The sequence below is a fragment of the Paraburkholderia sp. SEWSISQ10-3 4 genome, from assembly GCF_030464785.1.
Taxonomy (GTDB): domain Bacteria; phylum Pseudomonadota; class Gammaproteobacteria; order Burkholderiales; family Burkholderiaceae; genus Paraburkholderia; species Paraburkholderia aspalathi.
In genome coordinates, this window is record NZ_JALPRI010000003.1 from 227,000 (window position 1) to 252,787 (window position 25,788).

25 protein-coding genes are annotated in these 25,788 nt (G+C 61.6%); 9 read left to right on the forward strand and 16 right to left on the reverse strand.

The window, feature by feature from the left end:
- Positions 1-3 precede the first annotated feature (3 nt).
- The 7 genes from M0D68_RS09560 to M0D68_RS09590 all read right to left on the reverse strand — a co-directional run bounded on the left by M0D68_RS09560 (position 4) and on the right by M0D68_RS09590 (position 7,650).
- A complete protein-coding gene (locus tag M0D68_RS09560) occupies positions 4-402 on the reverse strand; it encodes a hypothetical protein (protein WP_200618453.1) in 399 nt (132 codons plus the stop codon).
- Positions 403-512: 110 nt separating this feature from the next.
- Positions 513-1,193, reverse strand: a complete 681-nt coding sequence (locus M0D68_RS09565; RefSeq protein WP_200618452.1) for an RraA family protein — start codon at positions 1,191-1,193, stop codon at positions 513-515.
- Entirely contained in the window at positions 1,190-2,230 is a 1,041-nt protein-coding gene (locus tag M0D68_RS09570) for an amidohydrolase family protein (RefSeq protein WP_266224217.1), read from the reverse strand. The genes M0D68_RS09565 and M0D68_RS09570 overlap by 4 nt, the downstream gene beginning before the upstream one ends.
- Before the next feature lie 80 nt (positions 2,231-2,310).
- The gene (locus tag M0D68_RS09575) at positions 2,311-3,633 is read right to left on the reverse strand and encodes an MFS transporter (RefSeq protein WP_093641261.1); all 1,323 of its coding nucleotides are present in this window, start codon (positions 3,631-3,633) and stop codon (positions 2,311-2,313) included.
- A 247-nt stretch (positions 3,634-3,880) separates the two neighbouring features.
- Positions 3,881-4,780, reverse strand: a complete 900-nt coding sequence (locus tag M0D68_RS09580) for a LysR family transcriptional regulator (RefSeq protein ID WP_200618450.1) — start codon at positions 4,778-4,780, stop codon at positions 3,881-3,883.
- Between the two features lie 105 nt (positions 4,781-4,885).
- Positions 4,886-6,358: an NAD-dependent succinate-semialdehyde dehydrogenase gene (locus M0D68_RS09585; RefSeq protein ID WP_200618449.1), complete on the reverse strand. Its 1,473-nt coding sequence runs from the start codon at positions 6,356-6,358 to the stop codon at positions 4,886-4,888.
- A gap of 275 nt (positions 6,359-6,633) precedes the next feature.
- Entirely contained in the window at positions 6,634-7,650 is a 1,017-nt protein-coding gene (locus M0D68_RS09590; protein ID WP_200618448.1) for a LacI family DNA-binding transcriptional regulator, read from the reverse strand.
- Positions 7,651-7,855: 205 nt separating this feature from the next.
- Here M0D68_RS09590 and M0D68_RS09595 point away from each other — a divergent pair, with 205 nt between their 5' ends.
- From M0D68_RS09595 to M0D68_RS09620, 6 genes are all read left to right on the forward strand, one after another.
- The gene (locus M0D68_RS09595; RefSeq protein ID WP_200618447.1) at positions 7,856-8,995 is read left to right on the forward strand and encodes an ABC transporter ATP-binding protein; all 1,140 of its coding nucleotides are present in this window, start codon (positions 7,856-7,858) and stop codon (positions 8,993-8,995) included.
- Positions 8,996-9,081: 86 nt separating this feature from the next.
- Complete coding sequence (locus tag M0D68_RS09600) at positions 9,082-10,335, forward strand: ABC transporter substrate-binding protein (protein ID WP_093641246.1); 1,254 nt, start codon at positions 9,082-9,084, stop codon at positions 10,333-10,335.
- Between the two features lie 76 nt (positions 10,336-10,411).
- The gene (locus tag M0D68_RS09605; RefSeq protein WP_200618446.1) at positions 10,412-11,317 is read left to right on the forward strand and encodes a carbohydrate ABC transporter permease; all 906 of its coding nucleotides are present in this window, start codon (positions 10,412-10,414) and stop codon (positions 11,315-11,317) included.
- Between the two features lie 19 nt (positions 11,318-11,336).
- Positions 11,337-12,188: a carbohydrate ABC transporter permease gene (locus M0D68_RS09610; protein ID WP_054039330.1), complete on the forward strand. Its 852-nt coding sequence runs from the start codon at positions 11,337-11,339 to the stop codon at positions 12,186-12,188.
- 37 nt (positions 12,189-12,225) lie between these two features.
- Positions 12,226-14,190: a beta-galactosidase gene (locus M0D68_RS09615; RefSeq protein WP_200618445.1), complete on the forward strand. Its 1,965-nt coding sequence runs from the start codon at positions 12,226-12,228 to the stop codon at positions 14,188-14,190.
- Between the two features lie 124 nt (positions 14,191-14,314).
- Entirely contained in the window at positions 14,315-15,475 is a 1,161-nt protein-coding gene (locus M0D68_RS09620; protein ID WP_200618444.1) for an arabinogalactan endo-1,4-beta-galactosidase, read from the forward strand.
- Positions 15,476-15,509: 34 nt separating this feature from the next.
- Here the strand turns inward: M0D68_RS09620 and M0D68_RS09625 are convergent, their stop codons facing one another.
- The 6 genes from M0D68_RS09625 to M0D68_RS09650 form a co-directional block, all read right to left on the reverse strand.
- Positions 15,510-15,839 carry a hypothetical protein gene (locus tag M0D68_RS09625; RefSeq protein ID WP_200618443.1) on the reverse strand — a complete coding sequence of 110 codons (330 nt, stop codon included), beginning with the start codon at positions 15,837-15,839 and terminating at the stop codon, positions 15,510-15,512.
- Positions 15,840-15,975: 136 nt separating this feature from the next.
- Positions 15,976-17,334 carry an MFS transporter gene (locus M0D68_RS09630; RefSeq protein WP_200618442.1) on the reverse strand — a complete coding sequence of 453 codons (1,359 nt, stop codon included), beginning with the start codon at positions 17,332-17,334 and terminating at the stop codon, positions 15,976-15,978.
- A gap of 94 nt (positions 17,335-17,428) precedes the next feature.
- Complete coding sequence (locus tag M0D68_RS09635; protein WP_200618441.1) at positions 17,429-17,569, reverse strand: hypothetical protein; 141 nt, start codon at positions 17,567-17,569, stop codon at positions 17,429-17,431.
- 304 nt (positions 17,570-17,873) lie between these two features.
- On the reverse strand, positions 17,874-18,218 hold the full coding sequence (locus tag M0D68_RS09640) for a cupin domain-containing protein (RefSeq protein ID WP_093641227.1): 345 nt from the start codon (positions 18,216-18,218) through the stop codon (positions 17,874-17,876).
- 34 nt (positions 18,219-18,252) lie between these two features.
- Positions 18,253-19,248: a succinylglutamate desuccinylase/aspartoacylase family protein gene (locus tag M0D68_RS09645; protein ID WP_200619119.1), complete on the reverse strand. Its 996-nt coding sequence runs from the start codon at positions 19,246-19,248 to the stop codon at positions 18,253-18,255.
- A gap of 37 nt (positions 19,249-19,285) precedes the next feature.
- A complete protein-coding gene (locus tag M0D68_RS09650; protein ID WP_093641222.1) occupies positions 19,286-20,368 on the reverse strand; it encodes a tartrate dehydrogenase in 1,083 nt (360 codons plus the stop codon).
- A gap of 135 nt (positions 20,369-20,503) precedes the next feature.
- Between M0D68_RS09650 and M0D68_RS09655 the strand changes: the two genes are divergently transcribed.
- Entirely contained in the window at positions 20,504-21,445 is a 942-nt protein-coding gene (locus tag M0D68_RS09655; protein ID WP_093641219.1) for a LysR substrate-binding domain-containing protein, read from the forward strand.
- Between the two features lie 18 nt (positions 21,446-21,463).
- Here M0D68_RS09655 and M0D68_RS09660 read toward each other — a convergent pair whose 3' ends face one another.
- Positions 21,464-22,171 (reverse strand): response regulator, encoded by a 708-nt coding sequence (locus M0D68_RS09660; RefSeq protein WP_093641216.1) that lies wholly within the window; start codon positions 22,169-22,171, stop codon positions 21,464-21,466.
- Complete coding sequence (locus tag M0D68_RS09665) at positions 22,168-23,832, reverse strand: ATP-binding protein (RefSeq protein WP_200619120.1); 1,665 nt, start codon at positions 23,830-23,832, stop codon at positions 22,168-22,170. The genes M0D68_RS09660 and M0D68_RS09665 overlap by 4 nt, the downstream gene beginning before the upstream one ends.
- 98 nt (positions 23,833-23,930) lie before the next feature.
- On the opposite strand from M0D68_RS09665, the gene M0D68_RS09670 reads away from it, so the two are divergent.
- Both M0D68_RS09670 and M0D68_RS09675 read left to right on the forward strand, forming a co-directional pair.
- Positions 23,931-24,449, forward strand: a complete 519-nt coding sequence (locus tag M0D68_RS09670; protein WP_244869895.1) for a DUF2866 domain-containing protein — start codon at positions 23,931-23,933, stop codon at positions 24,447-24,449.
- Between the two features lie 108 nt (positions 24,450-24,557).
- Positions 24,558-24,911: a hypothetical protein gene (locus M0D68_RS09675; RefSeq protein WP_143131763.1), complete on the forward strand. Its 354-nt coding sequence runs from the start codon at positions 24,558-24,560 to the stop codon at positions 24,909-24,911.
- 107 nt (positions 24,912-25,018) lie between these two features.
- On the opposite strand, the gene M0D68_RS09680 is transcribed toward M0D68_RS09675, so the two are convergent.
- On the reverse strand, positions 25,019-25,717 hold the full coding sequence (locus M0D68_RS09680) for a winged helix-turn-helix domain-containing protein (protein ID WP_093641208.1): 699 nt from the start codon (positions 25,715-25,717) through the stop codon (positions 25,019-25,021).
- Positions 25,718-25,788 lie beyond the last annotated feature (71 nt).

The following is a 25,788-nucleotide window of genomic DNA, read 5'->3' on the forward strand; positions in this document are numbered from 1 at the left end:
ACGTTACTCGGGAAGCGGAACGTCCTCGATCAGCACCGACTGCACAGCGCGAATCCTGCGATCGACGAAGTAGCCACCCCCTTCCGTGTACCGCAGATAAAGACGGTCGCACAACGTGCACTGCCAGACGGCACAGCGGTTGTACGGGAAGTAACGTGGTGCGATGGGGGCGTCGGCCGACCAGTAGGTCGTTTTGCCTGGTAGGTATTCGCTGAACGTCGGTTCCGGATCGTCCTCCGGTGCAAGCGTGCCGATTTCCTTGAACTGCGTTTCGTCGAGAGACAGCGGTTGCGAGTGCCAGCCGTCCAGCGGTGTTTTTGTACACATACAAGGCGCGGCAGTGCGCTCTTCCGCACGTTGCGCGAGTTCAAGGAGCATTGCAGCGTTCAGATATTCCGCCATGAGGCACATGATTCCAGCAGGGTTGGGACGATGTCAGCTGGTTCGCCGCGACTCAAGCTACGCGGCAGGAACCAGTCAGCATCATGCACGCTCTGGCGTCGTGCGGGAAGTCAGCCGTTCATCATCCGATCGCGATGCGGCACGACCCAGGAACGGTCGAAACATCCATTAACGATCGACTTCAACGCCGCCGTCTCTTTCGCATGCTGCCGCCGTGCGCCTTCGATCACCGCTTCCACGTCAGCCGGCGAGATCGCGAGCAAGCCGTCTTCATCGCCGACGATGATGTCCCCAGGATGAACCACCATCCCGCCGACCGTGACCGGCACGTTGATCTCGCCAGGACCGTTCTTGTAAGGCCCACGATGCGTCACACCGCGTGCGTACACCGGGAAATCGCGCTGACGTAGCGCGCCGACATCGCGGATCGCACCGTCGATCACGAGGCCCTGCACGCCCAGACTCTCCGCGAAGCTGGCCATGATCTCGCCCATTAGCGCCTGTGTCAGGTCGCCGGCGCCGTCGATCACGAGCACGTCGCCCGGCCGGCAAAAGTCGAACGCGCGATGGATCGCGAGGTTGTCGCCGGGGCGGGTGTGGACCGTAACCGCGGTGCCGGCCATCGGCTTGGGCTGATGATACGGCCGCAAGCCGACCATGCCGCTCGCACGCGCCATGTTGTCGCTGAGGAGAGAAACCGCCAGTTCACGCAATGCGTCGAGCGTTGCCGGGTTGGCCTGAGGCGCGGATTCGTGTTCACGCCAGCCGATGGGATTCGTAGTGACAGTCATATCGTTGCCCCTTGCGTGGCGAATTGCTTCTCGAGTTGATGGGACAGCCGCGGGTACACCGCGCGGGCGTTGTCTTCGTAGATACGCTGACGGTCCGCGGCGCTGAGCCATTCGATGGCGTCGATATAGCGCCGCGTGTCGTCGTAGTAGTGGCCGGTTTCCGGATCGATACCCTGAACGGCGCCGATGGTTTCCGACGCGAACAGGATGTTCTCAACCGGAATGACCTTGGCGAGCAGCTCGGCGCCGGGCTGGTGATACACGCAGGTATCGAAGAACACGTTCTTCATGAGGTACTCGCTGAGCAGCGGCCGCTTCATGTCCTGCGCGAGTCCGCGATAGCGGCCCCAGTGATAGGGCACCGCGCCGCCGCCGTGCGGAATGATGAAGCGCAAGGTCGGGAAGTCGGCGAACAGATCCCCCTGCAGCAACTGCATGAACGCCGAGGTGTCACCGTTGATGTAATGCGCACCCGTCGCATGAAAATTCGGATTGCACGACGAGGACACGTGAATCATTGCCGGCACGTCGAGGTCCACCATCGCTTCATAGAGCGGATACCACGAGCGGTCCGTAATCGGCAGCCCCGACCAATGGCCGCCGGACGGATCCGGATTCAGATTGCAGCCGATGAACCCCAGCTCTTCCACGCAACGCCGCAGTTCGGCGATGCAATTGGCCGGCGCCACGCCCGGCGCTTGCGGCAACTGGCACACGCCGACGAAGTTGCGCGGAAACAGCGACACTACGCGATGGATGAGATCGTTGGATTCGCTCGACCAGACTGCATTGGCTTCGGCCGTGGCGAGGTGGTGTCCCATGCCGGCGGCGCGTGGCGAAAAGATCGTGAGGTCGGTGCCGCGTTCGCGCTGGATGCGAATCTGGCCGGTTTCGATGCTCTCGCGAATTTCGTCATCGGTAATGAGGGGCCGTGGCGGCGGCGAGCCGCCGTTTTTCAGCGCGGCGATCTGCTGCGCGCGCCAGGCCTCGTGCTGCGGCGGCGAGGTGGTGTAGTGACCGTGGCAATCGATGATCATGGTGTGAAAAAATCCGTGAGTGTCGTTGTGAATGCTTATCTGTCCGCGCTAAGCGTTCGCTGTTTCGTCGGTCAGGGCGCTCAGGTGCGCGGGGCAGGGTCGCCGGTCGCGAGCGAGGCGGCTTCATCTTCAGACGGCGTGACGCGCATCACGAGTGCGATGATTGTCGCGACCACCAGAAACGCTGCGATGGTCAGCAAGGCCAGCTTGAAATTGCCGGTGGCGTTGCGGACCAGCCCGATGCTCCAGGGGCCGACCAGGCCGCCGAACTGCGCGATGGTGTTGATCAGCGCAATCGTCGCGGCGCCCGCCGCGCCCGTTCTGAACGACGACGCGAGGCTCCAGAACAGTGGGTTACCCGCATAGATGAACAAACCGGTCAGGCACAGCAGCGCGTAGGCGATCACAGGGTTTGGCGCATACGCGCTGCCGGCAATCGCCAATGCGCTCATGCCGTACACGAAGGCGAGGTGCTTCTTGCGGTCCCCCGTGCGATCGGAACTGCGGCTGATCAGGAACGTGCCCAACACGCCAAGCAGCGGCGGCGCGGCGGACAGAAAGCCGACCTCGATATTGCTCAGATGGCCGAGGCTTTTAACGATCTGCGGCAGCCATAGGAACAGGCCATAAATGCCGACCAGCGCGCAACCGAACAGACACGCGAGACTCCATACGCGGATGTCGCTCGCCACGCGCAGCAGCGGAAAATGTTTGGTGCCACCAACGGCTTCGCGTTCGGCTGCGAGCGTCGATTCCAGCCAACGCTTTTCGTCATCGGAGAGCCATTTGGCGTCGGCCGGACGTTCGGTCATGATGCGCAGCGTCAGCAGACCGAGCGCCATCGCCGGGATGCCTTCGAGGATGAACATCCATTGCCATCCCTGCAAACCGAGAATGCCGTTCGCGTAGGTCATCAACGTCGTCGAGATCGGACCGCCTAGCACCGCCGAAAACGAACCCGCGATAATGTAGCCGCCCACCGCGCGTGCCCGGTAGCGCACCGGAAACCATTTCGTCAGATAAACCGCCACGCCCGGCAAAAAGCCCGCTTCCATCACGCCCAGCAGAAAGCGCAACACATAGAAGCTCGAGTCGTTGAAGACGAAGGCGGTGGCTGCCGCAACCGCGCCCCACGTCAGCAGAATGCGCGCGATCCAGCGGCGCGCGCCGACCCGATGCAGCAACAGGTTGCTCGGCACTTCAAGCAACATGTAGCCGACGAAGAAGATGCTGCCGGCGAAACCGAACACCGCTGGACTGAAGCCCAACTGCTTGTTCATATCCAGCGCGGCGAATCCGATATTGATCCGGTCCAGATAGTTGAAGAACATCATCGCAAAGAGCAGGGGCATTAATCGCCCGTACACTTTGCGCATGGTGGTGGCTTCGTCGAATGAGGTCATGCTGTCTCCTACCTTGCTGCGACGGCTTCATGAGCCGTGGCGGCGTTCTTATGGTCGGCCTGCCGGATCGAACGCCGGCAGTGTCCCGATGGCCGCGTGTTTGACGGCCGGGCTTCAGGGGCCGCTGCTCGTACCTGCATGAGCTGATTCGCTCATGAACGGACAGTGGCTGAAGCATGAGGCCCATGATAAGAACGCCCGGGCGGAGAGTCCAAGACCGCTTGCTTATGCTTGTATAGGTTTTTACTTATAGTGTGGCGTCAGCAAGCGGCGCGGGGAGACAGGCAAGGAAGGCGCGCAGATGCGGTGAGGCGTCGTCGGTGCGAAAGGTGGCCGCGAGCGTCGATCGGTATGATGAACCGGGACCGCTGAGGTGGCGGTACACGACGTCCGTACGTCCATGGCGCGCAACCGATTCGCCGATAAATGTTACGCCCAGGCCCGCTGCTACGAGTGCAATCGCGGTCTGAATTTCATAGGCCTGGTGAGCGACGACCGGGGTTACGCCCGCATCGCGATAGAGCGTTTGCACCGAGCGTTTGAACTGTGCGTTCTGGTGCTTCGGATACAGAATCAAGGGCGTATCGGCGAGCTCGGCAATTCGCACGGTCTTGTGTGCGGCCAGCGGATGACCCGGTTCGAGCGCGACCATGACGCGCTCGCGTAGCAAGGGATAGGACGTGCAGCCATCAATCGCGAGCGGCTGCCGCCCGATGCCGATGTGAATGCGCATGTCGCGCAACGCATCGGTTTGTTCCTCGGTGAGCAACTCGAAGAGCTTGAGTTCGACCTGCGGGAACGCGTTGTGAAACGCCTTGAGCGCGGGCGGCAGGATGCTGTACATCGCCGAGCGCGTGAAGCCGATGCTGAGCCAGCCGCGCCGGCCGACACCGATTTCTTGCGCCGTAAGAGATACCTGTTCCAACGAACCGAGAATCTGACGCGCCTCCGTGCAGAGGTAGTGACCGGCTTCGGTCAGACTCAGCGGGCGTCTTGCCCGATCGACCAGCTGCGTGCCGAGCCGCTCTTCAAGCGAACGGATCTGCTGGCTCAGCGCGGGCTGCGCGATATGCAAGCGCTCGGCGGCGCGGCTGAAATTGAGCTCCTCCGCCAGAATCACGAAGCACTGCAACGCCCTAAGATTCATATCCGTGTTTCCTGATCTTCAGTAGGAAGAGGATAACGGGTTATGCGGTGGACGGTGCAATGCTGGTGCGCTGGGGGAGGTTCTGGCGCCGCGGCGGCTCCTTCCTTAATCCAGTCCGCCCTGGCACAGGTACTTGATCGACATGTAATCGTCGAGTCCGTACTTCGACCCTTCGCGGCCGTAGCCCGATTCTTTCACCCCGCCAAACGGCGCCGCTTCGCTCGACACAGCGCCTTCGTTGATGCCGATCACGCCCGCTTCGAGCTGGGCTGCGACGCGATTGATGCGTCGCACGTCCTGAGTGTAGAAGTAGGCGGCGAGACCGAACGGCGTGTCATTCGAAAGGCGGATCGCTTCGGCTTCGTCATCGAAGCGGAACAGCGGCGCCACCGGCCCAAAGGTTTCTTCGCAACAGACGATCATGTCGTCCCGTGCATCGGTCAGCACGGTCGGCGCATAGTAGTTCGGGCCGAGTTCGGTCAGGCGCTTGCCGCCTGTCAGCACTTTTGCGCCGTGTTTGACGGCATCTTCCACGTGCCGGGCAATCTTGTCGATTGCGCGTTCGTTGATCATCGGGCCGATTTGCGCGTCCGGATCGGTTGCGGGCGCAACCTTCAGCGCGGCGACCCGTTTCGCGAGCAGATCGGCGAAACGTGCGTAGACACCCGATTGCACATAAACCCGGTTCGGGCACACGCAAGTCTGACCGCCGTTGCGGAACTTGGAGGCCATCAGGCCGGTGACCGCAGCATCGAGATCGGCGTCGTCGAATACGATGAATGGCGCATTGCCGCCCAATTCCAGCGACAGTTTCTTCAGCGTGCCAGCCGATTCGCGGGCGAGATGCTTGCCGACCGGCGTCGAGCCCGTGAACGTGATCTTGCGTACGCGTCCGTCGGCGAGCCAGTCAGCGACCGCCGCAATGCCCTGGTCACGCGAAGCCGACAGCATGTTCAGCACGCCGTCCGGCAAGCCCGCTTCCTGGGCGAGCGCCGCCAGCGCGAGTGCCGTGAGCGGCGTATCTTCGGCGGGCTTGGCCACGACCGTGCATCCGGCTGCGAGCGCGGGCGCGATCTTGCGCGCAATCATCGCCAGCGGGAAATTCCACGGCGTGATCGCCGCGACCACGCCGACCGGTTCCTTCACCGCGCTCATGCGTTTGCCGCGCTGTTGCTGCGGGATCAGATCGCCGTAGATGCGAGTCGCCTCGTCGGCGAACCACGCGACGTACGAGGCGCCGTAGGCGACTTCGCCGCGGCTTTCCGCGAGCGGCTTGCCTTGTTCCGTCGACATCAGCTTGGCGAGGTCTTCGGTATTGGCGACGATCAGCGCATGCCAGCGACGCAGAATCTCCGCGCGTTCGCGCGGCAGCTTGTCGCGCCACGCGGGGAACGCGCGGGCCGCGGCGTCGGTGGCGGCACGGGCGTCCGCTGCGCCGCTGTTTGCGACTTCGACGATCAATTCTCCGGTGGCCGGATTGGTGACGGGAAAGCGCGCCGAGTCTGCGGCGTCGATCCACTTGCCGTCGATCAGGTTCTGCGGGCGAATCAGTTCTTTGCGGGTCAATGCGAGAGACATCGGGGTTGCTCCTTCGGGTTGCCCAGGATGAGGCGAGGGCGAGTCATCGATGCGGCGGCGCGGCCGCGCACTTAAGATAGATTGCGGGCGACTAACACGTTGATGCTACGCGTACGCCGCAGTCAATGAAATCATCCCAGCGGGCCTTTGACGGTGCGCGCCGCTTTTTTTTCACGCCGCCACAGCATTTTCTGCTGAATGTGCGGTGAAGCGGCAGGCCGGGATGGGTGGTGACGGCTGTGTTGCGCGGTCCGCGGTACGCGCTAGCTCGCGCCTCAACGCACCCGCCGCGGCCCCGTCGAAGCACGTACGACGAGTTGCGGCGGCGGCGCGAGCACCATCGACGGTTGCTGTTCAGGCGTCTGGATCAGCCGGATCAGACTCTCGATCGACAACTCCGCAACGGCCGCCGTCTGGATCGCGACCGTCGTTAACGCGGGATGCACCTGGTGTGCGAGTTGAATGTCCGTAATGCCGATGACCGACACATCGTTCGGCACGGCGCGGCCAAGCGTGATCAATGCCTGGGCCGCGCCGATCGCGAGCAGATCGTTGGTCGCGAAAATCGCGGTGAGGTGAGGGCGGCTCGCCATCAACTGCATGCAGGCGGCGTAGCCGGCATCGATCGAGTCGCGGATCTGCAGCACCGCGGCGGCGTCTGTTTCGATTCCGGCCTCGCGCATCACCGCGCGAAATCCGTTGGAGCGCGCGTCTTGCAAGCCGCCGCACCCGTCGCCGATCAGAAGACCGATCTCGCGGTGACCCAGTTCGAGCAGATGCCTCGCGGCAAGCGCACCCGCATGAGCAAAATCCACGGCGATGCAGGGCAGCGCGGGCGGAGCCTCAGGGTGTTCCCACATCGCCAGCAAGATCGGCGCGCTGTGCGTGGCCGACGCGCACAAGTCGTTGATCGCGATGTCCGTGTTCATCACGAGGACGCCGTCCGCAAGCGTGCCGGCGATCTGGTTCAGGTACGCACGGCCGATCTCCGCATCGTCGTCTGTATTGCAAACCATCAGGAAGTAGCCCGCTTTGCGCGCCGCTCGCTCGGCGGCCGAGACGAACTCGGGGTAGAACGGGTTCGAGATGTTCGACAGCATCAGGGCCAAGGTCGACGAGCGGCCCTCTGCCAGCGCGCGTGCGTTCAGGTTGGGCCGGTAGCCGAGATCGGCGATGGCCTTCAGTACGCGTTCGGCCGTCTCCGGGCGGACCTTCTCGCGGTTGCGCAGGACATTGGAAACGGTGGCGGCGGTGACGTGCGCGCGCTTTGCGACTTCGGAAAGGGTGACCATTTACTATTTATCCCATATTCAGGGAGCGCGATTCAAATGTTGCAAGCAACGGGCGACGTTGATAAGTTGCTGGAAAACACAGCGGAGACACTCATCATGACTTTTCCCCTCGGACTCGAATTTAAGCGATTAAATGCCTGCTGCACAAGAGCTGGCCGTTTATTTTTCCTAGAAATTTAAGCGGTTAAATCCAAAGGGCAACAACATGGCTACGATTCGTCTTACGAACGTGCAAAAGTCGTACGGTGACCATCCGCCGGTGATCCGGCGTGTAAATCTCGAGATAGCCCAGCATGAGTTCTGCGTGTTTCTCGGACCCTCGGGTTGCGGCAAGTCGACCCTGCTGAGAATGATCGCCGGTCTCGAAGACCTGAGCGAAGGCGAGCTGCACATCGGCGGCCGCCTCATGAACGATGTGCCCGCCGCCGGGCGCGGCGTGGCGATGGTGTTCCAGAGCTACGCGCTGTTTCCGCACATGACCGTGTTCGACAACATGGCGTTCGGCCTGAAACTCGCGAAGCAGCCCAAGGACGTGATCGACCGGAAGGTGCGCGAGGCCGCGCGCATTCTGCAACTGGACGCCTTCCTTGACCGTTATCCGAAAGCGCTTTCGGGCGGGCAGCGGCAGCGTGTTGCGATCGGCCGCGCGATCGTCCGTGAACCCGGTGTGTTCCTGTTCGACGAACCACTGTCGAATCTCGACGCCGCATTGCGCGGCCAGACGCGTGTCGAAATCGCCCGCCTGCACCAGCGCTTCGCGAACGCGAGCGTGGTCTACGTGACCCACGATCAGGTCGAGGCGATGACGCTTGCCGACAGAATCGTGTTGCTGCATGCAGGCGCGGACGCCGAGCGTTTCGGCAGCATCGCGCAGAGCGGCGCGCCGCTCGAGTTGTATCACCATCCGAAGTCGCGCTTTGTGGCGGGCTTCATTGGTTCGCCGCGCATGAATTTCATCGATGCCGTGGTCGATTCGATCGAAGCGGGCAAGGTAGCCGTCACGCTGACGGAAGGCGGCGAACGGCTGGTCGCTCACGTGGACGGTCAACGTCTTCAGCGTGGCCAGCCTGTCACGCTCGGCGTGCGCCCGGAACATCTGCACCTCTCCGGCGACGAGCAATCCATTCAATGCGTCACGGTGCTATCGGAACGGCTCGGCGAGCACAGCTATATTCACGCCGATCACGCGGGCGGCACGCTCATCGCCAAGGCCGCGGGCGATACGCCGATCGGCTCGGGTGAACGCATCTGCATTCACGTTCCGCCTGCCGCATGTCATCTGTTCGATGCGGACGGCGTTGCACTGCGGCGCAGCACGTTCGAGCCCGAGCGGGTCGCCGCCTGATTAGAAAACCCTATTCCGCCAAAGAGCGGGTACATCGTCTGGCAGCGAGCCGCTGTCAGCCAACAAGGTAGTCAAGGAGACATAAGATGATTTCTCTTCGCCTTCGCCGTCTGGCATACGCGTCGATTGCGGCCGCGCTGGTTGCAGGCACACTCTGCGCCACTGCGGCCGACGCGGCCACGCTGACCGTCAACGTCTCGGCGCGCGGTAATCAGCGCTCGACGTGGCAGGACGCGTTCGACAAGTTCAAGAAAGCCAATCCCGACGTCGACCTCAAGGTGACCTACATCACCGAGGAAGCGTACAAGGTGCAGATGGGCGGCTGGCTCGCCACCGATCCGCCAGATGTCGTGTCGTGGCACGACGGCGAGCGCATGGCCTATTACGCGCAACGCGGCCTGCTCGAAGACCTGTCGTCGGACTGGAGCAAAAACGGCTGGTCGCAGCAGTATGCGTCGGTGAAGGAAGCATCGACGTATAAGGGCAAGCAGTACGCCGCGCCGCTCGGTTACGACGCCTACGGTTTCTTCTATCGCAAGGATCTGTTCGAGAAGGCCGGCATCAAGGGCGAACCGAAAACGTGGGATGAATTTCTCGACGCCTGCAAGAAGCTGAAGGCCAGCGGCGTTGCACCGATCGCCGTTGCGGCGCGTGATAGCTGGACGCTTGCCGCGTGGTTCGACTATCTTGACCTGCGCATCAACGGCAACGCATTCCACCAGCAGTTGATGGCCGGCGAAATTCCCTACACCGACGCACGCGTCAAAAAGGTCTACACGGCGTGGAAAACGTTGATCGACGATCACTACTTCATCGACAACGCGCTCTCCTACGATCTCGATTCGATCGCACCGTTTCTCGTGAGCGGCAAGGCCTCGATGATGCTGATGGGCACGTTCTTCTCGGCGAGCATCCCCGCATCGGTCCGGCCACAAACCGGCTTCTTCCGCTTCCCGGTGGTCGACGCGAACGTGCCGATGGCCGAAGACGGCCCGGTCAATGTGCTGCTGGTTCCGGCGAAGGCGAAGAACAAGGCCGATGCCCGCAGACTGCTGGCCTTCATGGAACAGCCGCAGATCAACGCCGATCTCGCGAAGGGTTGGGGGCAGTTGCCGTCGAACAGCCAATCCGCTGAACCGGAGGACGAGATTTCGAAGGTCGGTTTCCAGACCCTTGCCAACACGAAGGGCGGCATTGCGCAGTTCTACGATCGCGACATGCAGAAGGAAATGGCCGACGAAGGCATGAAGGCGATGCAGCAGTTCTACAGCGATCCGTCGCAACTCGACGCCGTGCTGGTCCGCCTCGAAGCGACCCGCAAGCGCATCTACAAGAAGTAAGCCCCCGGAGCGCCAGCAAGGCAGCAAGTGCTGGCGCTCGCCTTCGATCTCCTTCGATTTTCGACCAGGCCCGATCATGTCTCATTCCGCAGCGCGCCGCCTACCCGCGACGCGGCACCGGCACGTCTCCACGACGCGCCGTCATCAGCACCGCGCGGCGCTTTTCTTCCTGCTGCCGGGCTGTGTGTTGTTTTGCCTGTGCGTGGTCTACCCGATCATCAGCAGTATTTCGCTCAGCTTTTACAACTGGGACGGCATGACGCCGAAGACGTTCGCGGGCTTCGACAACTACATCGAACTGTTTCATGCGGACACGTTCTATACGGCGCTCAAGAACAACCTGATCTGGCTCGCGCTATTCCTGTTGGCGCCGCCGCTCGGACTGCTATTCGCGTTGTATCTGAACCAGCATATCCGTGGCATGCGGGTCGTGAAGTCGCTGTTTTTTGCTCCGTTCGTTCTATCGGGCGTGGTGGTCGGGCTCGTGTTCAGCTGGTTCTACGATCCCGGCTTCGGCTTGCTGCGTCTGATCGTTGGTTATGGCATTCCTGTGCTCGGCGATCCGCACACGGTGACCCTCGGCATTATCTTCGCCGCGCTGTGGCCGCAAACGCCGTTCTGCATGGTGCTGTATCTCACCGGGCTGACAGGTATCAATCCCGAAGTGGTCGAGGCGGCACGCATGGAGGGCGCGAAAGGCGTGCGTCTGCTATGGCACGTGATCCTTCCGCAACTGCGGCCCGCCACATTCATGGCAGTCGTCCTGACCGTGATTGGCGCGCTGCGCAGTTTCGACCTGATTGCGGTGATGAGCGGCGGCGGTCCTTTCGATAGCTCGACCGTGCTCGCCTATTACATGTACGACCAGGCGATCAAGTACTACCGCGAAGGCTATTCCGCAGCGATTGCCGTTGTGCTGTTCGCCATCATGCTCGTCTACATCGTGTTCCATCTGCGCCGCATGCTGCGCGAAGAACACTGATTTCCAGGAGTTACGCGTCATGTATCCGCTTCCCGTCGAACGCTGGAAACCGCTCAACCGCACGTTGTACAAAGCGTCGCTGCCGCTTGCGCTGCTGATATGGCTGCTGCCGATGCTGGCCGTGCTCGTCACGTCGATCCGCTCGTCGGACGAGTTGTCGCAAGGCGACTACTGGGGCTGGCCCAAGCATTTTGCGTTAATCGAAAACTACGGCACGGCACTCACGCAAACGCCGATGCTCCATTACTTCGCCAACAGTGTGTTAATCACGGTGCCCTCGGTGATCGGCGCGATCGTGCTCGCTTCAATGGCGGGTTTTGCGTTGGCGACCTACCGGTTCCCGGGCAATACCGCTGTTCTGTTCGCCTTTGTAGCCGGCAACTTCGTGCCGATTCAGATTCTGATGATCCCGGTTCGCGACATGGCGCTGAAAGTGGGCCTCTTCAACAGCGTATGGGCACTGGTGATTTTTCATGTGTCGTTTCAGACCGGTTTTTGCACGCTGTTTCTGCGCAACTTCATCAAGCAGTTGCCGTTCGAGATGATCGAGGCGGCGCGCGTGGAAGGGGCGAGCGAATGGACGATCTACTGGCGCATCGTGCTGCCGCTGATTCGTCCCGCGCTCGCCGCGCTGGGCATCCTCGTCTTCACGTTTGTCTGGAACGACTACTTCTGGGCGCTGTGCCTCACGCAAGGCGATGAGGCTGCGCCGATCACGGTGGGCGTCGCCGCGCTTAAAGGCCAGTGGACGACGGCATGGAATCTGGTTGCCGCCGGCTCGGTACTGGCCGCTTTGCCCTCCGTGCTGATGTTCTTCCTGATGCAGAAGCATTTCGTCGCCGGCCTGACTTTCGGCGCAAGCAAGGGCTGATCGCCCGTTCGCCGTCATTTAACAAAGAGACTTTCTCATGCAACTTGGTGTTTGCTACTACCCCGAACAATGGCCGCGTTCGATGTGGGCCGACGATGCGAAACGTATGGTCGAGCTTGGCATCACGCATGTGCGGATCGCCGAATTCGCGTGGAGCCGGATGGAGCCGCGCGCCGGCGAATTCGCCTGGGACTGGCTCGATGATGCCGTTGAGACGCTCGCGGCTGCAGGCCTGAAACTCGTGCTGGGCACACCGACCGCGTCGCCGCCGAAATGGCTGATCGACGCACACCCGGACGTGTTGCCGGTGCGTGCGGATGGTTTGCGCTGGAATTTCGGCTCGCGTCGCCACTACGATATTTCCAGCGAAACCTACCGGCGTGAGTGCGTACGCATTGTCACCGTGATGGTGGAGCGCTATGGACGGCACCCGTCTATCGTTGCGTGGCAGACGGACAACGAACTCGGCTGCCACGAGACTGTGCCGAGTTATTCGGGCGCGGCGCTGGCGCGCTTTCAGACGTGGTTGCAGCATCGCTACGAGCGCATCGAGGCGCTGAACGATGCATGGGGCAACGTGTTCTGGAGCATGGAGTATCCGTCGTTCGATACGATCGGCCTGCCGAACCGCACGCCCACGGACGCCAATCCGATCCATTTGCTCGACTTCCGCCGTTTCATGTCGGATGAGGTGGCGAGCTTCCATCGCGAGCAGATCGACGTGCTGCGTCAGCATGCGCCCAAGGCGGATCTGCTGCATAACTTCATGGGCTTCTTCACGACTTTCGATCATTACCGCTTTGCCGAAGACAACGCGCTCGACGTGGCGGCGTGGGACAGCTATCCGATCGCGCGCACGGAATCGATCGCACTGCCAGAAGAGCAGAAGGCGCGTTACGCACGTACCGCGCATCCGGACGTCTCGGCGTTCGATCACGATCGCTACCGCGCGATCGGCGCCGGCCGTTTCTGGGTGATGGAGCAACAGGCGGGGCCGGTGAACTGGGCGCCGTGGAATCCGGTGCCCGCGAAGGGCATGGTCAGGCTGTGGGCATACGAAGCATTCGCGCATGGGGCGGAACTGGTGTCGTATTTCCGCTGGCGTCAGTGTCCGTATGCGCAGGAACAGATGCATTCGGGTCTCAACTTGCCGAACAACGAACTGTCGCCTGGCGGCATCGAAGTGCAGCAGGCGGCGCATGAAATTGCCTCGTCCGCAGCGCTATCCGGACTCGGTGCGTCGACGCGCGCGGCCACCGCGATCGTGTTCGACTACGAGACGCAGTGGATGTTCGAGATTCAGCGTCATGGCAAAACCTTCGATTACCAGACGCTGGCGTTCGACTACTACGAGGCGCTGCGTGAACTCGGCCTCGACGTCGATATCGTGTCGAGCAAGGCCGATCTTTCGCCGTACCGGTTAGTGGTGGTGCCGAGTATTGCCGTGATCAACGACACGCTCGTCGACCAGATCGAGCAGAGTTCGGCGCAATGGGTATTCGGTCCGAGGAGCGGTTCGAAGACCACGACCTTTGCCATTCCTTCGAGCTTGCCGCCCGGCGCGTTGCAACGCGTTCTGCCGATGCAGGTGCTCGAAGTCGAAACGCTGCGTCCGACGCTTACGCCAGCGCTTTCGATCGGAGACACGCAGGGCGTTGCACTGCATTGGCGCGAGCACGTTCGCGCCAATGGCGAGACAACCGTCGACGCGCAATTCGACGACACGTGGCCCGCGATCCTCACCCACGGAAGGGTTCGCTATGTGGCGGGTTGGTTGTCGCACGCGTTGCATCGCGAGGTGTTGCAGCGGGCCGCGAAAGATGCCGGCATCGAGACGCAACACCTGGTTGACGGTTTGCGCATTCGCCGACGTGGCGATCTGACCTTCGCGTTCAACTTCGGGCCGGAGCCAGTGCAAGCGCCTGCGCCAGCCAATGCGACGTTTGTGCTGGGACATTCGGAATTGAAAACCGGCGACGTCTGCGCGTGGAGGAACGCGTAGGCCCTCGCGTCTGAACGTTTTATCAAGGTAGAAGAAGGCGTTATTGGAGGCAGAAATTTAAGCGCTTCAACCCGGAACAGGCGGCCTCTAAAAGAACCGCCATTCAATCGATGGAGGATGACAGATGAACAGAAGAGAAATGCTCGGATGGCTCGCATCTGCTGGGGCTGCCGCTGGTGTTGGCGCAACGGTCGGCGTGCCCGCCGTTGCCGGCGAACTTGGCGTGTTCGGTCATGGCCGTGGGTTTGCAAAGGGTGCGGACGTATCGACGCTGCTGGAACTCGAGGCCAATGGCGCGAAGTTTTACGAGCACGGTATACCGCTCGACTGTCTCTTCATTCTGAAGAGTCACGGTGTCGACTCGATCCGCATCAAGGTGTGGAACGATCCAGGCAATCCGAACTTTTTTCCGGCTGACCAGAGTCCCGCCGCCGGTTACAACAATGCCGAACATGTTCGCGTTCTGGCTCGCCGCGCCGCTGCGCTCGGCATGCGCATACTGATCGATTTCCACTACAGCGACTGGTGGGCCGATCCGGGCAAGCAGTATCCGCCACACGACTGGGCCGGCAAGGATATCGAGCAAACCTGCGCGTTGCTGTCCGAGTACACGTCGAAGGTCCTTACGATGCTCAAGCGCGATGGCGTGCATCCGGAGTGGGTTCAGGTCGGCAATGAAATCACGGGCGGCATGCTGTGGCCGCTCGGCAAGTACGATCAGTGGGACAACCTCGCGCAACTGCTGAAGGCCGGGCACGATGCGGTCAAATCGGTCGATGAACGGATCAAGGTCATGCTGCACCTCGACAGCGGCGGCAACAACGCAACGAGCCGCTGGTGGTTCGACAGCGCGGTGCAACGCGGCGTCACGTTCGATGTGATCGGCCTGTCCTACTACCCGCAGTGGCAAGGCGCGCTAAGCGACTTGCAGAACAATGCGAACGATATGGCGACGCGCTATGGCAAGGACGTGATGGTCGTCGAGACCGCGTATCCGTGGACCACGAGCGACGGCGACTCGGAACCCAACTCGATGACCAATACCGGCTCCACGACCTTCCCCCAGACACCGGCCGGCCAGGCGCAATTTATCGGCGCGGTGACGGATATCGTGAAAGCGATACCCGGCGGGCACGGCAAGGGCGTGTTCTGGTGGGAGCCGGAATGGATCCCGACGCCGAACGTGGGATGGAAAGTCGGCGCGGGCGATCAGTGGGACAACAACACGTTGTTCGATTTTCACGGCAACGCATTGACGTCGCTGGATGCGTTCAGGAAGCGCTAGCTCTGGCGTTAACCGCTAGTGCGGATAGCAGGCACTACTGCGCGGGTGCCTGCGATTTCTGCTGGTTGGCACAGTCCGAAGTGAACGCCATGCTGGCCTGATCGGGCGTCATGTGAGGGGCGTTCGGACTGTAGATCTTTTCGACGATGGCGGAGACTGCTTGCCGGTCGGATTTACCTTTGTAGTACTTGGCCGCTTGATCAAGTGCCTGCGCTTTCGTCTTCTTGTGGGCACGCCACGAGGCCACCTGGCCGGCAATATCGCCGATCGCAAAACATTGATCGCTGACTGTTTGGGCAACGGCTTCAACGGCCGGCTGCGCGAGGCACAGTGCGAGCATGGCCGATACAACTACGCGTTTCATTGACTGAATCCTGTCGTTAGATGGGCGACGGTGCAAAGGCAGTGGTATTGACCATTGCCATGGCCGCCCGAATCAATAACGGCGTAGTTTATCGGGAAGTCGCGGACGGTGCCTTTTACTCGCACCGCCCGCCTTTTCAATGCCCAAACGACTCCGCTTTCGCGCCGGTCCCTGCCGCCACATGCGGCCGTGCCGCCTGCTTGATCAGCAACGCCACGCACGAAATCAGACCCGCCACCGCAACCATCGCGAAGATGCCGCCAAAGGTGAAGTGGCGGCGCGTCAATTCAGCCACCAGGAACGAACCCGCGATCCCGCCGAAGCGGCCAATGCCCAGCATCCACGCCACGCCCGTGCCGCGACCTTGTGTCGGGTAGAACGCGGCGGCGAGCGCCGGCATCGAAGATTGCGCGGTATTCATCAGCACGCCGGCGACGAACACGATAAACACCAGCGCGCCAACATTGCCAACCGCCTGGCCGATGAAATACACGCTCACCGCGGTCAGCGCATAGCAGGCCGCAATGATGCGGTTCGCGTTGAAGCGGTCCATCAGCACACCGCACAGCACGGCGCCTACGCCGCCGAGCGGGAACAACGCGGAAATCAGCGTCGCGCGTTGCGGCGTGAGTCCGGCGTCCTTCAGCAGAATCGGCATCCAGTTGATCGACGCGTAGAAGATCACGAGGCCCATGAAGTAGGCAATCCACAGCATCACCGAGCCGATGATGTACGAGCGCGACAGCACCACGCCCATGCCCTTGCCGCCGGTTTGCGGTGCGGTTTCGGTCATGACGAAGCTGTCGGCCTGCGCGGCGTCGCTCGAAATGCGCGCCAGCGCTGCACGAATCCGTTCGACCGGCTTGCTATTGGCCACCATATAGCGGACCGATTCCGGCATCTTCAGCACCAGCACGATCAGCAGCAAGAGCGGCGTGATACCGCCGAGCACCAGCACGCTGCGCCAGCCGAAGTGCGGAATCATCCACGCAGCGAGAAAACCGCCGAAGGCCGCGCCGAGCGGAAAGCCGCAGAACATCAGATTGATCACGGTCGCGCGGCGGCGATCGGGGCAGTACTCGCCCATCATCGTCACTGCGTTCGGCATCGCCGCGCCAAGGCCGACGCCGGTGACGAAGCGCAATATCGTCAGGTGTTCGATGCTGTTCGAGAACGCCGAAGCAAGGCAGGTCACGCCGAACAGCAGCACCGAGCCGAGCAGCATCGAGCGTCGCCCGAGCCGGTCGGATAGCGGACCTGAGACGAGCGCACCGCAGGCGAGGCCGAACAGCGCCGCGCTTAACACCGGCGCGAGCGCGGGCCGGGTGATGCCCCATTCGGAAATCAGCGATGGGGCAATGAAGCCGATCGCGGCCGTGTCAAAACCGTCCAGCAGGACGATGATGAAACACATGAAAAAGATGAGCCACTGGAACGGCGAGAAGGGGTGGTCGTTGATAAACGTTTGAACGTTCACAGCGTTGCTGCGGCTCATGCTGGTCTCCTGACTGCACAATACGTAAAGGCCCGCCGTAACGAGCCTTCCTTTCTTTTACGATCGTACGCCGGTTGGACGCGGTGCACGATGCCTATGCCGGTGGCGCGCTCGGTAAGCCGTCGCCGATGGTCGCGCCGGCCGTGATGATAAGGCCCGAACCTGCCGTGCCAGGCGCGTCGCCGCTGGTGCGCTGGAACGCCTGTAGCGCATACAGATCGATGCGCTTCGACAATGCATAGTACTCGGACAGGTTGACCTGCCTTGACCTGCGAGACGATACAGCCGATCCGGGCGTCAATAAATTCGGCTGATTTGTTCGTATAAAGAACGCTGATTCTCTATAAGAACAGGCCGAACTGTAAGTAGTTTGACAACGAGGGGCAACGCGGGATTACCCGACTATGGCGCCGCTGCCTCATCGAATGAGGCAGCGCGACAGGACAGTGGGAGTGGCTGGGGATGCCGCGGCGCAGGGTGCGCCGGGACGGGGCGTAGGAGGTCAGGGCGAGCGCCGAGGACGGCGCTCAGGGCCGTACTCAGAAGATCACATAGACCTTCCGCATGGTTTCCTCGACTTCCCAAAGACCTTCTGTATTGGCTTCGAAAAAGAGCGTGTCGCCGCTTTCGAAATGGATGGTCTCTTCGTTGTCGGGCGTGAAGCGGCCGCGTCCCGCGATGAAGTGCATCACCTCGGCCTGCTTGACCGAGCGGCGGTACGTGCCCGCCGTGCATTCGAAAATACCGGTGTCGATGGCCTCGCTGCCCTTGATCACGCGCTGCACGCCGGACACCTGAATCGGCGTCGTGCCCGGCAGCCCCGCCTTGCCCCAGTCCTCGAGATTCTGCAGATTCACGCTTTGCTTGATGCTTTGAACCTTCATTTTCACGTTACCTTTTGAATGTGCATGAGCCGAGTCACCGGCCGCTTGTGTTTGCGTCGGCGTTCGTCACGGTTTGCTCGATCTTGCCCAGCCGCACGACGGTGACCCCAGGCCGCAACTGCCGCAGCGACGGCATCACGAGCATGCAGTTGTCGTAAGGCGTGACCACTGCTTCGCCGTTCGACCAGCCGATGACCGTGCCGGCATCCTGAAAGATCTCCAGGCCGGTGTAGGGCGCAGCGAAACGAAAATCCATGCTGGTCGCGACCACCGGCTGCGTGACGCGGACGATGTGCTGGGTGGGCGGCAGCGGCGCCAGCCAGCCGTCCGGCAGATCGGCTTCATCGATCACACCTGCCAGCAGCAGGAAGCGCGCGGTCGTATCGCGGGCCACGGCGACCGCGCTTCGTTCCCAGTGTTGTCCGCATTCGATCAGCAACGCATGCTTTGCGCTATCCGTCGTGCCGAAGCCTTCATAATCGCGCATGCGGCGGCCTTCGGGATGGCCCTCGTCGCAGATCACCGTAGCGGGCGTGCCGAGACGCACCGCAAGGTCGATGCCTTTCTGCAGCGGTCCCGCCACGATCAGCGGCTTGCATTTCTCATGCATCGAATGCAGATCGAGGAGTGCGTCGACCGTGTCGATCACCGGGCGCATCTCGCGTGCGCGGGTCAATTCGCTCGACGTGCGCGACGTATCGTCGAGCACCGCGGCGGTCCATACGCGGTTGAAGTCCTGATCGACGAAGCGGGCGGCGTCGGGCTTGGCCGGGTCGAAGCGCCGATATGCAGCGACGTTCGCAAAGGCAAGCGTGAGGCGCCCACGACGTGGCCTCAACGCGCGCCGCAGCAGTTCGTCGACGACGATCGCCCCGCACACTTCATTGCCATGCGTGAGCGCGTTGATCATCACGTGCGGTCCCGGCACGCCAGAGTCGAACGTATGAACGTAGGCGATGCCGGACGACGATTGCTCGTGAACCGAAATATCGGGGAATTCGACTTCGATGGGGTAGGCTTCCATGCTCATTCGAAGGTGTCCTCGCAGAAGGTAGGGATCGACAGGCTCAGGCGAGTTTAGCCGCGATGGCCTGGCCGACTTCGGTGGTGTTCGCCTTGCCGCCGAGGTCGCCGGTATGCGGGCCTTCGACCAGCGTTGCTTCGATCGCCGCGAGAATCGCGTCATGCGCCTCGCGTTCCTTGCCTTCGTGATTGCCGAGGAAGTCGAGCATCATCGCGGCGGACCAGATCATCGCAATCGGATTGGCGATGTTCTTGCCGGCGATGTCAGGCGCCGAACCGTGCACCGGTTCGAACAGCGACGGAAACTTGCGATCCGGGTTCAGATTGCCCGACGGCGCAAGGCCGATTGTGCCCGTGCAGGCAGGACCGAGATCGGAGAGGATGTCGCCGAACAGATTGGTGGCGACCACCACGTCGAAGCGATCCGGGTTCAGCACGAAGCGTGCGCAGAGAATGTCGATGTGCTGCTTGTCCCACGCCACGTCCGGGTACTGCGCCGCGACGCCGGCCGCGCATTTGTCCCACCACGGCATGCTGATCGCGATGCCGTTGCTCTTCGTCGCTACGGTGATCTTCTTGCGTTCGCGCCGTTGCGCGAGGTCGAACGCGAACTTCAGCACACGTTCGCTGCCGTGCCGTGTGAACACGGATTCCTGCAGCACGAACTCACGCTCGGTACCTTCGAACATCACGCCACCCACCGACGAATATTCGCCCTCGGTGTTCTCACGCACGATCCAGAAATCGATGTCGCCAGCCTTGCGGCCCGCCAGCGGCGAAGGCACACCGGCGAAGAGCCGGGCAGGGCGCAGGTTGATGTACTGGTCGAATTCGCGCCGGAACTTCAGCAGCGACCCCCACAGCGAGATATGGTCGGGCACCGTGTCGGGCCAGCCGACCGCGCCGAACAGAATCGCGTCGGCGGATTGCAGTTGGGTTTTCCAGTCGTCCGGCATCATCTTGCCGTGCTTGGCGTAGTACTCACAGCTCGCCCATTCGATGTGCTGATACTCCAGTTCGATGCCGAAGCGCTTTTTCACCGTCTCCAGCACGCGAATGGCTTCCGGCATCACTTCGACGCCGATGCCGTCGCCGGGTATGACCGCAATCCGATAGGTCTTCGACATGTTCCTGCTCCTCCGTTGGGAATTTCGATGGTTCGATAGCGCTTATTTTATTCCTGCTGTTTGAGCTTAAAATAGTCGCTTTAGTTAAGCCACTGTGCACGAATCGTGTACAAAAAATCTGCCACCGAGCGACCTATGAACGCCGTCCCATCACCCGATCTAGGCGATTTGCGCGTGTTTTGCGAAGTGGCGCGCAAATCGAGTTTCAGCGCGGCGGCGGAGGCGTTGTCGGTGTCCGCGGCGTACGTCAGCAAACGCATCAATGTGCTCGAGACTACGCTCGGTACGCGTTTATTGCACCGTTCCACGCGGCGCGTCGCGATTACGGAGGCTGGTGAACGGGTCTACACCTGGGCCGAAAAGATTCTCGACGACGTCGACCAACTGGTGGAAGACGTTTCCACCACGCGACGCATCCCCGGCGGCAAGTTGCGCATCTCCAGCAGCTTCGGCTTTGGCCGCCGTTTCGTCGCTCCCGCGCTGGCCCGGTTCTCCGACCGGTATCCGCAACTGAGCGTGCGGCTCGATCTGTTCGACCGCCTCGTCGACGTGGGCGGCGAAGGCTTCGACCTCGATATCCGTATCGGCGACGAAATCGCGCCCCATCTGATTGCCAAACGGCTCGCGTCGAATCATCGGGTACTGTGCGCGTCGCCGGAATATCTCGCGCGCCACGGTGCGCCGCGTCAACTCGCGGACCTGTCGACGCACGCGTGTCTTGCGATCAAGGAGCGCGACCATCCATTCGGTCTGTGGCGGTTGACGGTACGAGGCGAGGCTGCATCGATCAAGGTCACGGGACCGCTGTCGACCAATCACGGTGAGGTGGCCGTGCAATGGGCGTTGGCCGGACGCGGAATCGTGCTGCGCTCGATGTGGGATGTGCGGCCCTTGCTCGACAGTGGCCAGTTGCAGCAGGTGTTACCGGACGTCACGCAACCCGCGAATTTGTGGGCGGTGTATCCGGCGCGGCTCGCTCAATCGGCGAAGGTGCGGGTATGCGTCGACTTTCTGAGCGAGGAGTTCGCGCAATGGAGTCCGCCGCCTGATACCACGGCAGCGGAAAAGGCGAGCTGAATTCGAAAACGGCCAGCGTCAGATTTCCAGCCGGTAACCCACGCCGTACACGGACGCGATAGGCTCGCTATCCGGCCGCGCGCCTTGCAGCTTGCGGCGCAGGTTCTTGATATGGCTGTCGATGGTGCGGTCGGTGACCACCCGGTGATCGTCGTAGAGATGACTCAGCAGGTAGTCGCGGGAAAAAATGCGTCCCGGCGATTTCATCAGCAGCGCGAGGAGCCGCAATTCAAGCGGGGTGAGCTTGAGTTCCTTACCGTCGAGTAAGGCGTGATGAAACTGCTCGTCGACCTGGAGACCCTGTGAACCCGGTTGCCCCTGTGGCAAGCCGTCCGCAGCCGCCGCGGCGGGCGTTGCACGGCGCAGGATCGCCTTGACGCGCGCCACCACTTCGCGCGGACTGAACGGTTTGCAGACGTAGTCGTCGGCACCGATCTCAAGACCCAGCAGACGATCGATTTCGTCGATGCGCGCGGTCAGGATAATCACGGGCAACGCCGAAAATTGCCGTAGCTCGCGGCAGATATCCATGCCGCTGCGCCCGGGTAGCATCAGGTCGAGCAGCATCAGCGCCGGCGGCGTTGAGCGAATGAAGGGCATCACTTGATGACCATCGTTGAGGATCGTGGTGACGAAGCCCTCGAGTTGCAAATACGCTTCGAGCACGGCGGCGAGCTTGGGTTCATCCTCGACGATCAGGATGTGCGAAGGGCGCCCTTCGGTCATGTTGTCACGTCTCCTTCCGATGGAAAGCGGGCGGTGATCCAGACGCCGCCCATAGGCGAGGCCTTGGCGCCGATCGTGCCGCCATGCGCCGTCACGATAGCGTGGCACAGTGAGAGGCCCAAGCCCGCACCGCCGTTCTGACGGCTGCGTGATTCGTCCACGCGATAGAAACGGTCGAACAGATGGGCGAGTGCGGTTTCGGGCACGCCGGGCAGGGAGTCCTGCACGTCGAGTTGCCAGCCGCCGGCGCTCTGCGAAAGCGACACGCGCACGTGACCGTCCGGATCGGTATAACGCAACGAATTCTGCAACAGGTTTTTCAGCAGCTGGACGAAACGAGCGGGATCGACCGCGAAAGTCGTGTCTGCAATGTCCGGCATGCAGGTCAGGTCGAGCTCGATTCGTTTCGCCTTGAACGACTCCCGCATGGCCTCGATCGACGCGCGCGCCAGTTGCCCGACATGGGTCGGCGTCTTGCGATAGCTGAGTGCGCCGACATCGCTCAGAGACAGCTCGTAGAGATCTTCGATGAGCTTGTTGAGCATGTTCACTTCGGTTTGCAGCGAAGTGAGCGAATCGCGGTTGAACACATGCACGCCGTCTTCGATGGCTTCCAGTTCGCCGCGGAGCACGGCGAGCGGCGTGCGCAGCTCGTGTGAAATATCCGCGATGAAATCGCGCCGGGAGCGCTCGGTTTTTTGCAGCGAATCGGCTAATACGTTGAAGTCGCCCGCCAGCCGGCCAAGCTCGTCGCGTCTGCCGGCCGGCACCCGGGCCGTGTAGTCCCCGCCGGCCAGGCGGTGGGTCGCATTCATCAAGCGCTTTACCGGTGCGAGCACGATGCGCGCGAGGACCAGCGCGACTAGCGCCGCGAGCACGATCGCCACGCCCGCAATCTCCCAGGTCGCGCGCTTCTGCTGCGCCTGAAAGGCGATGTCGGCCGCGTCCGAAAGGGTGTCGGGCCCGTTTACGGCAAGCCAGCCCACCACCTTGCCGGCGTAGACGACGGGTCGCATCGTGCTGCCGGGCGGGGGCGGCTGGCCGGTGCTCGCCACGAGTTCATGGCGGGCGTCGTACAGTGTGACGGGCGGCCCCTCGGGCGGCGTATCACGGGTCACGTTGTCATGCGACGGGGGCGAGACGGGAGACGACGCTAAAGCGACTGAAGGAGGCGGCCGGTCATAGCGACTGTCGCCGCCTACGACACCGCTTGCCGACACACGGTCGCGCTCCATCGCAATGTCGGGACCGGACGGTGGCGCCGGTGGCAGGCGCATGCCCCAGTGCGGCCCTTCGGACGGGCCGGAGAGCGGCCCAAGCAGTTGCTGTACGCTGCCGCTCCCGGGAAAGGTTCTCCAGCCCGGCAGCTTGCCCGTCTGCGCTGTGGCGAGCTCTTCGCGCAGGGCGTCGTGCGCGGCGCCGTCCAGCAGCGCGAGCCATGCTTCGGGATGCTCCCGCAGGAAATTCCAGTTGCCGTGAGCGGAGTATTCGCTCGTTACCTTCGCCATGACGGCTTTGATGCGCCCGGCGTTGCGTTCCCGAACATAGTGCAGGAAGCCGTTTTCGAAGCTCACGCGCAAGGCGTAGCCCATCGTCAGGGAAATCGCCAGACAGGCGATTAAAACGGCGAGAAACATTTTCCAGGTAATGCCAAAGCGCATCTTCGTTCGCTGCTGCCGCGCGCGCGAGAGAAAGGTCCCTAAAGGGCGGCTTGGACGAATTCGGATAGTTTCACTTTGCATGGCTGAATTCTAGATGAATGCTACGTCAATCCACACTTGCCGACGAATCTCCACAACTTCTCCATCCTTTCTTCGTTGTCTCTGCGTGTTGTCTGGATATGATGGTATGGCACTTTTACCGTGGTCTCAAAGAGGCCATGTCCGGTGATCAGATCCGTCAGTGGAGCAATCTCATGCAAGTCTCCTCACCTGTGAACCGTGCCGAGTCGCGCGGTTTCCGGCCCGGCCGAAAGACAGCAACAGCTGCCGCTACGCGCGGCACCGCTGAAAACGGCGCTAACGCACCACTCGCCACCGATGTCATGAAGATACGCGGCTGCCGCGTGTCCGCACCGCTCATGCAGCCATGGGGCGAGTGCTGCCGGATCGTCGAATGGATCAACCGCAACGGTGAGTACTCTTGCGTTGCCGTGCCAGGCGCCGCGACCGTGGCCGAGATTCGGGAACGCGTGCGGATGCATCGCAACGGTCAACGCCACACGCTGGCGGACGACCCTTCTGCACCTGCGGGACGCGGGCGTCTGCGGCGCGGTTGAGTGCTGCATAACCTCGTTGCTGCGTGTAATTCAGGCCGGTAGAAAGGGATTGTAATTGAGCCAAAAAAACTTCGTTATCCTACGGCTGTCTGACTTTCAAGATCAACTTTGAACACGTCCATTATGCGCATCATTATTGTCGTCCTGGTCGTGGTATCGATTTGCTGCGCTCCGATTCGCCATGGTTTGCGCCAGGAGAGTATTAATGCTCTCGCACTTGGGAATCACAGTGTTTCTGCCGGCGTTGTTGATGAGCTGAATAGCTGCGCGCCACGGCCACACTATGCCTCAGGGTTCAGGCCAATCGTTCCGGCAGACTTCCATTACGGATTCGGTGGCCTGCTGGCAGCGACCAGTGACCTGTATTCCGACTATGTGGGCTATGCCGACATCATCGACGTGATCGATGCCGCGATGACGGGGCCTATCATGCAGCTCGCGTTAGAAGAAGGTCAAAAGTAACGCAGTATGGCGGCAAGCACGCAACGTGTCGTGCTATGCCGTTCGCTTTCGCCCGCCTCAAGTAAGGCTTGTTACTCGAATTATTCGAACTATCCAATCTATTCGATCTATTCAAGCGACGGTACGAACATATAGCCTCGTCCGCGCAAGGTCTGAATGAACCTGGGATTGCCCGGGTCTGTCTCAATCACGCCGCGCAAGCGGCAGACCGCAACATCCAGACTGGCCTTCTGGCTCTCCGCTCTTCCTAGCTGGCTGTTGACCATCGAACGCGTCAGGATTCGCATCGGATTGCTTGCGAACAGCTTGAGCAACGCAAACTGGCCGGAGCGCAGCGAGATTTCGCAGCCGTCCTTGAGCAGACGCCGCGTAGCGAAGTCGATCTGGTAGTCGCCGAACAACACCTTCTCACGAATTTCCGGCGCGTCGCAAAGCGAGCGGTTGCAGCGTTGCACGGCGCGTTTGATTCTGGCGGTCAATTCGTATGGATCGATCGGGTCGACGATATAGTCGTCCGCACCCAATTCGAAGGCGACGATTTTGTCGACGATCTCATCAGAGGTGCTTTGCACGAAGATGGGCATGTCGTAGCCGGCTAGCCGCAGTTGCCGGAGCGCCTCGCGCGCCTCGCTCATTGGCGACTCGGCGCGCAATAGAATCGCTGACGGACACTCCAGTTCCACCCGGCTGACAAGCTGAGCCGCGCTATACAGCACCGAGAGTGCGATCTGATTCTTGTGAAGATGAAAGCGCAACTGATCCCGAATGGTTTGATCGGGTTCGACTACAAGAAGGCTGATCGTCATAAATCTGCGTTACCTCCCAACCGGAATCGACGGTTGCAGCCCGTGCGATGTTCACGTTCAGCCAATTCAAC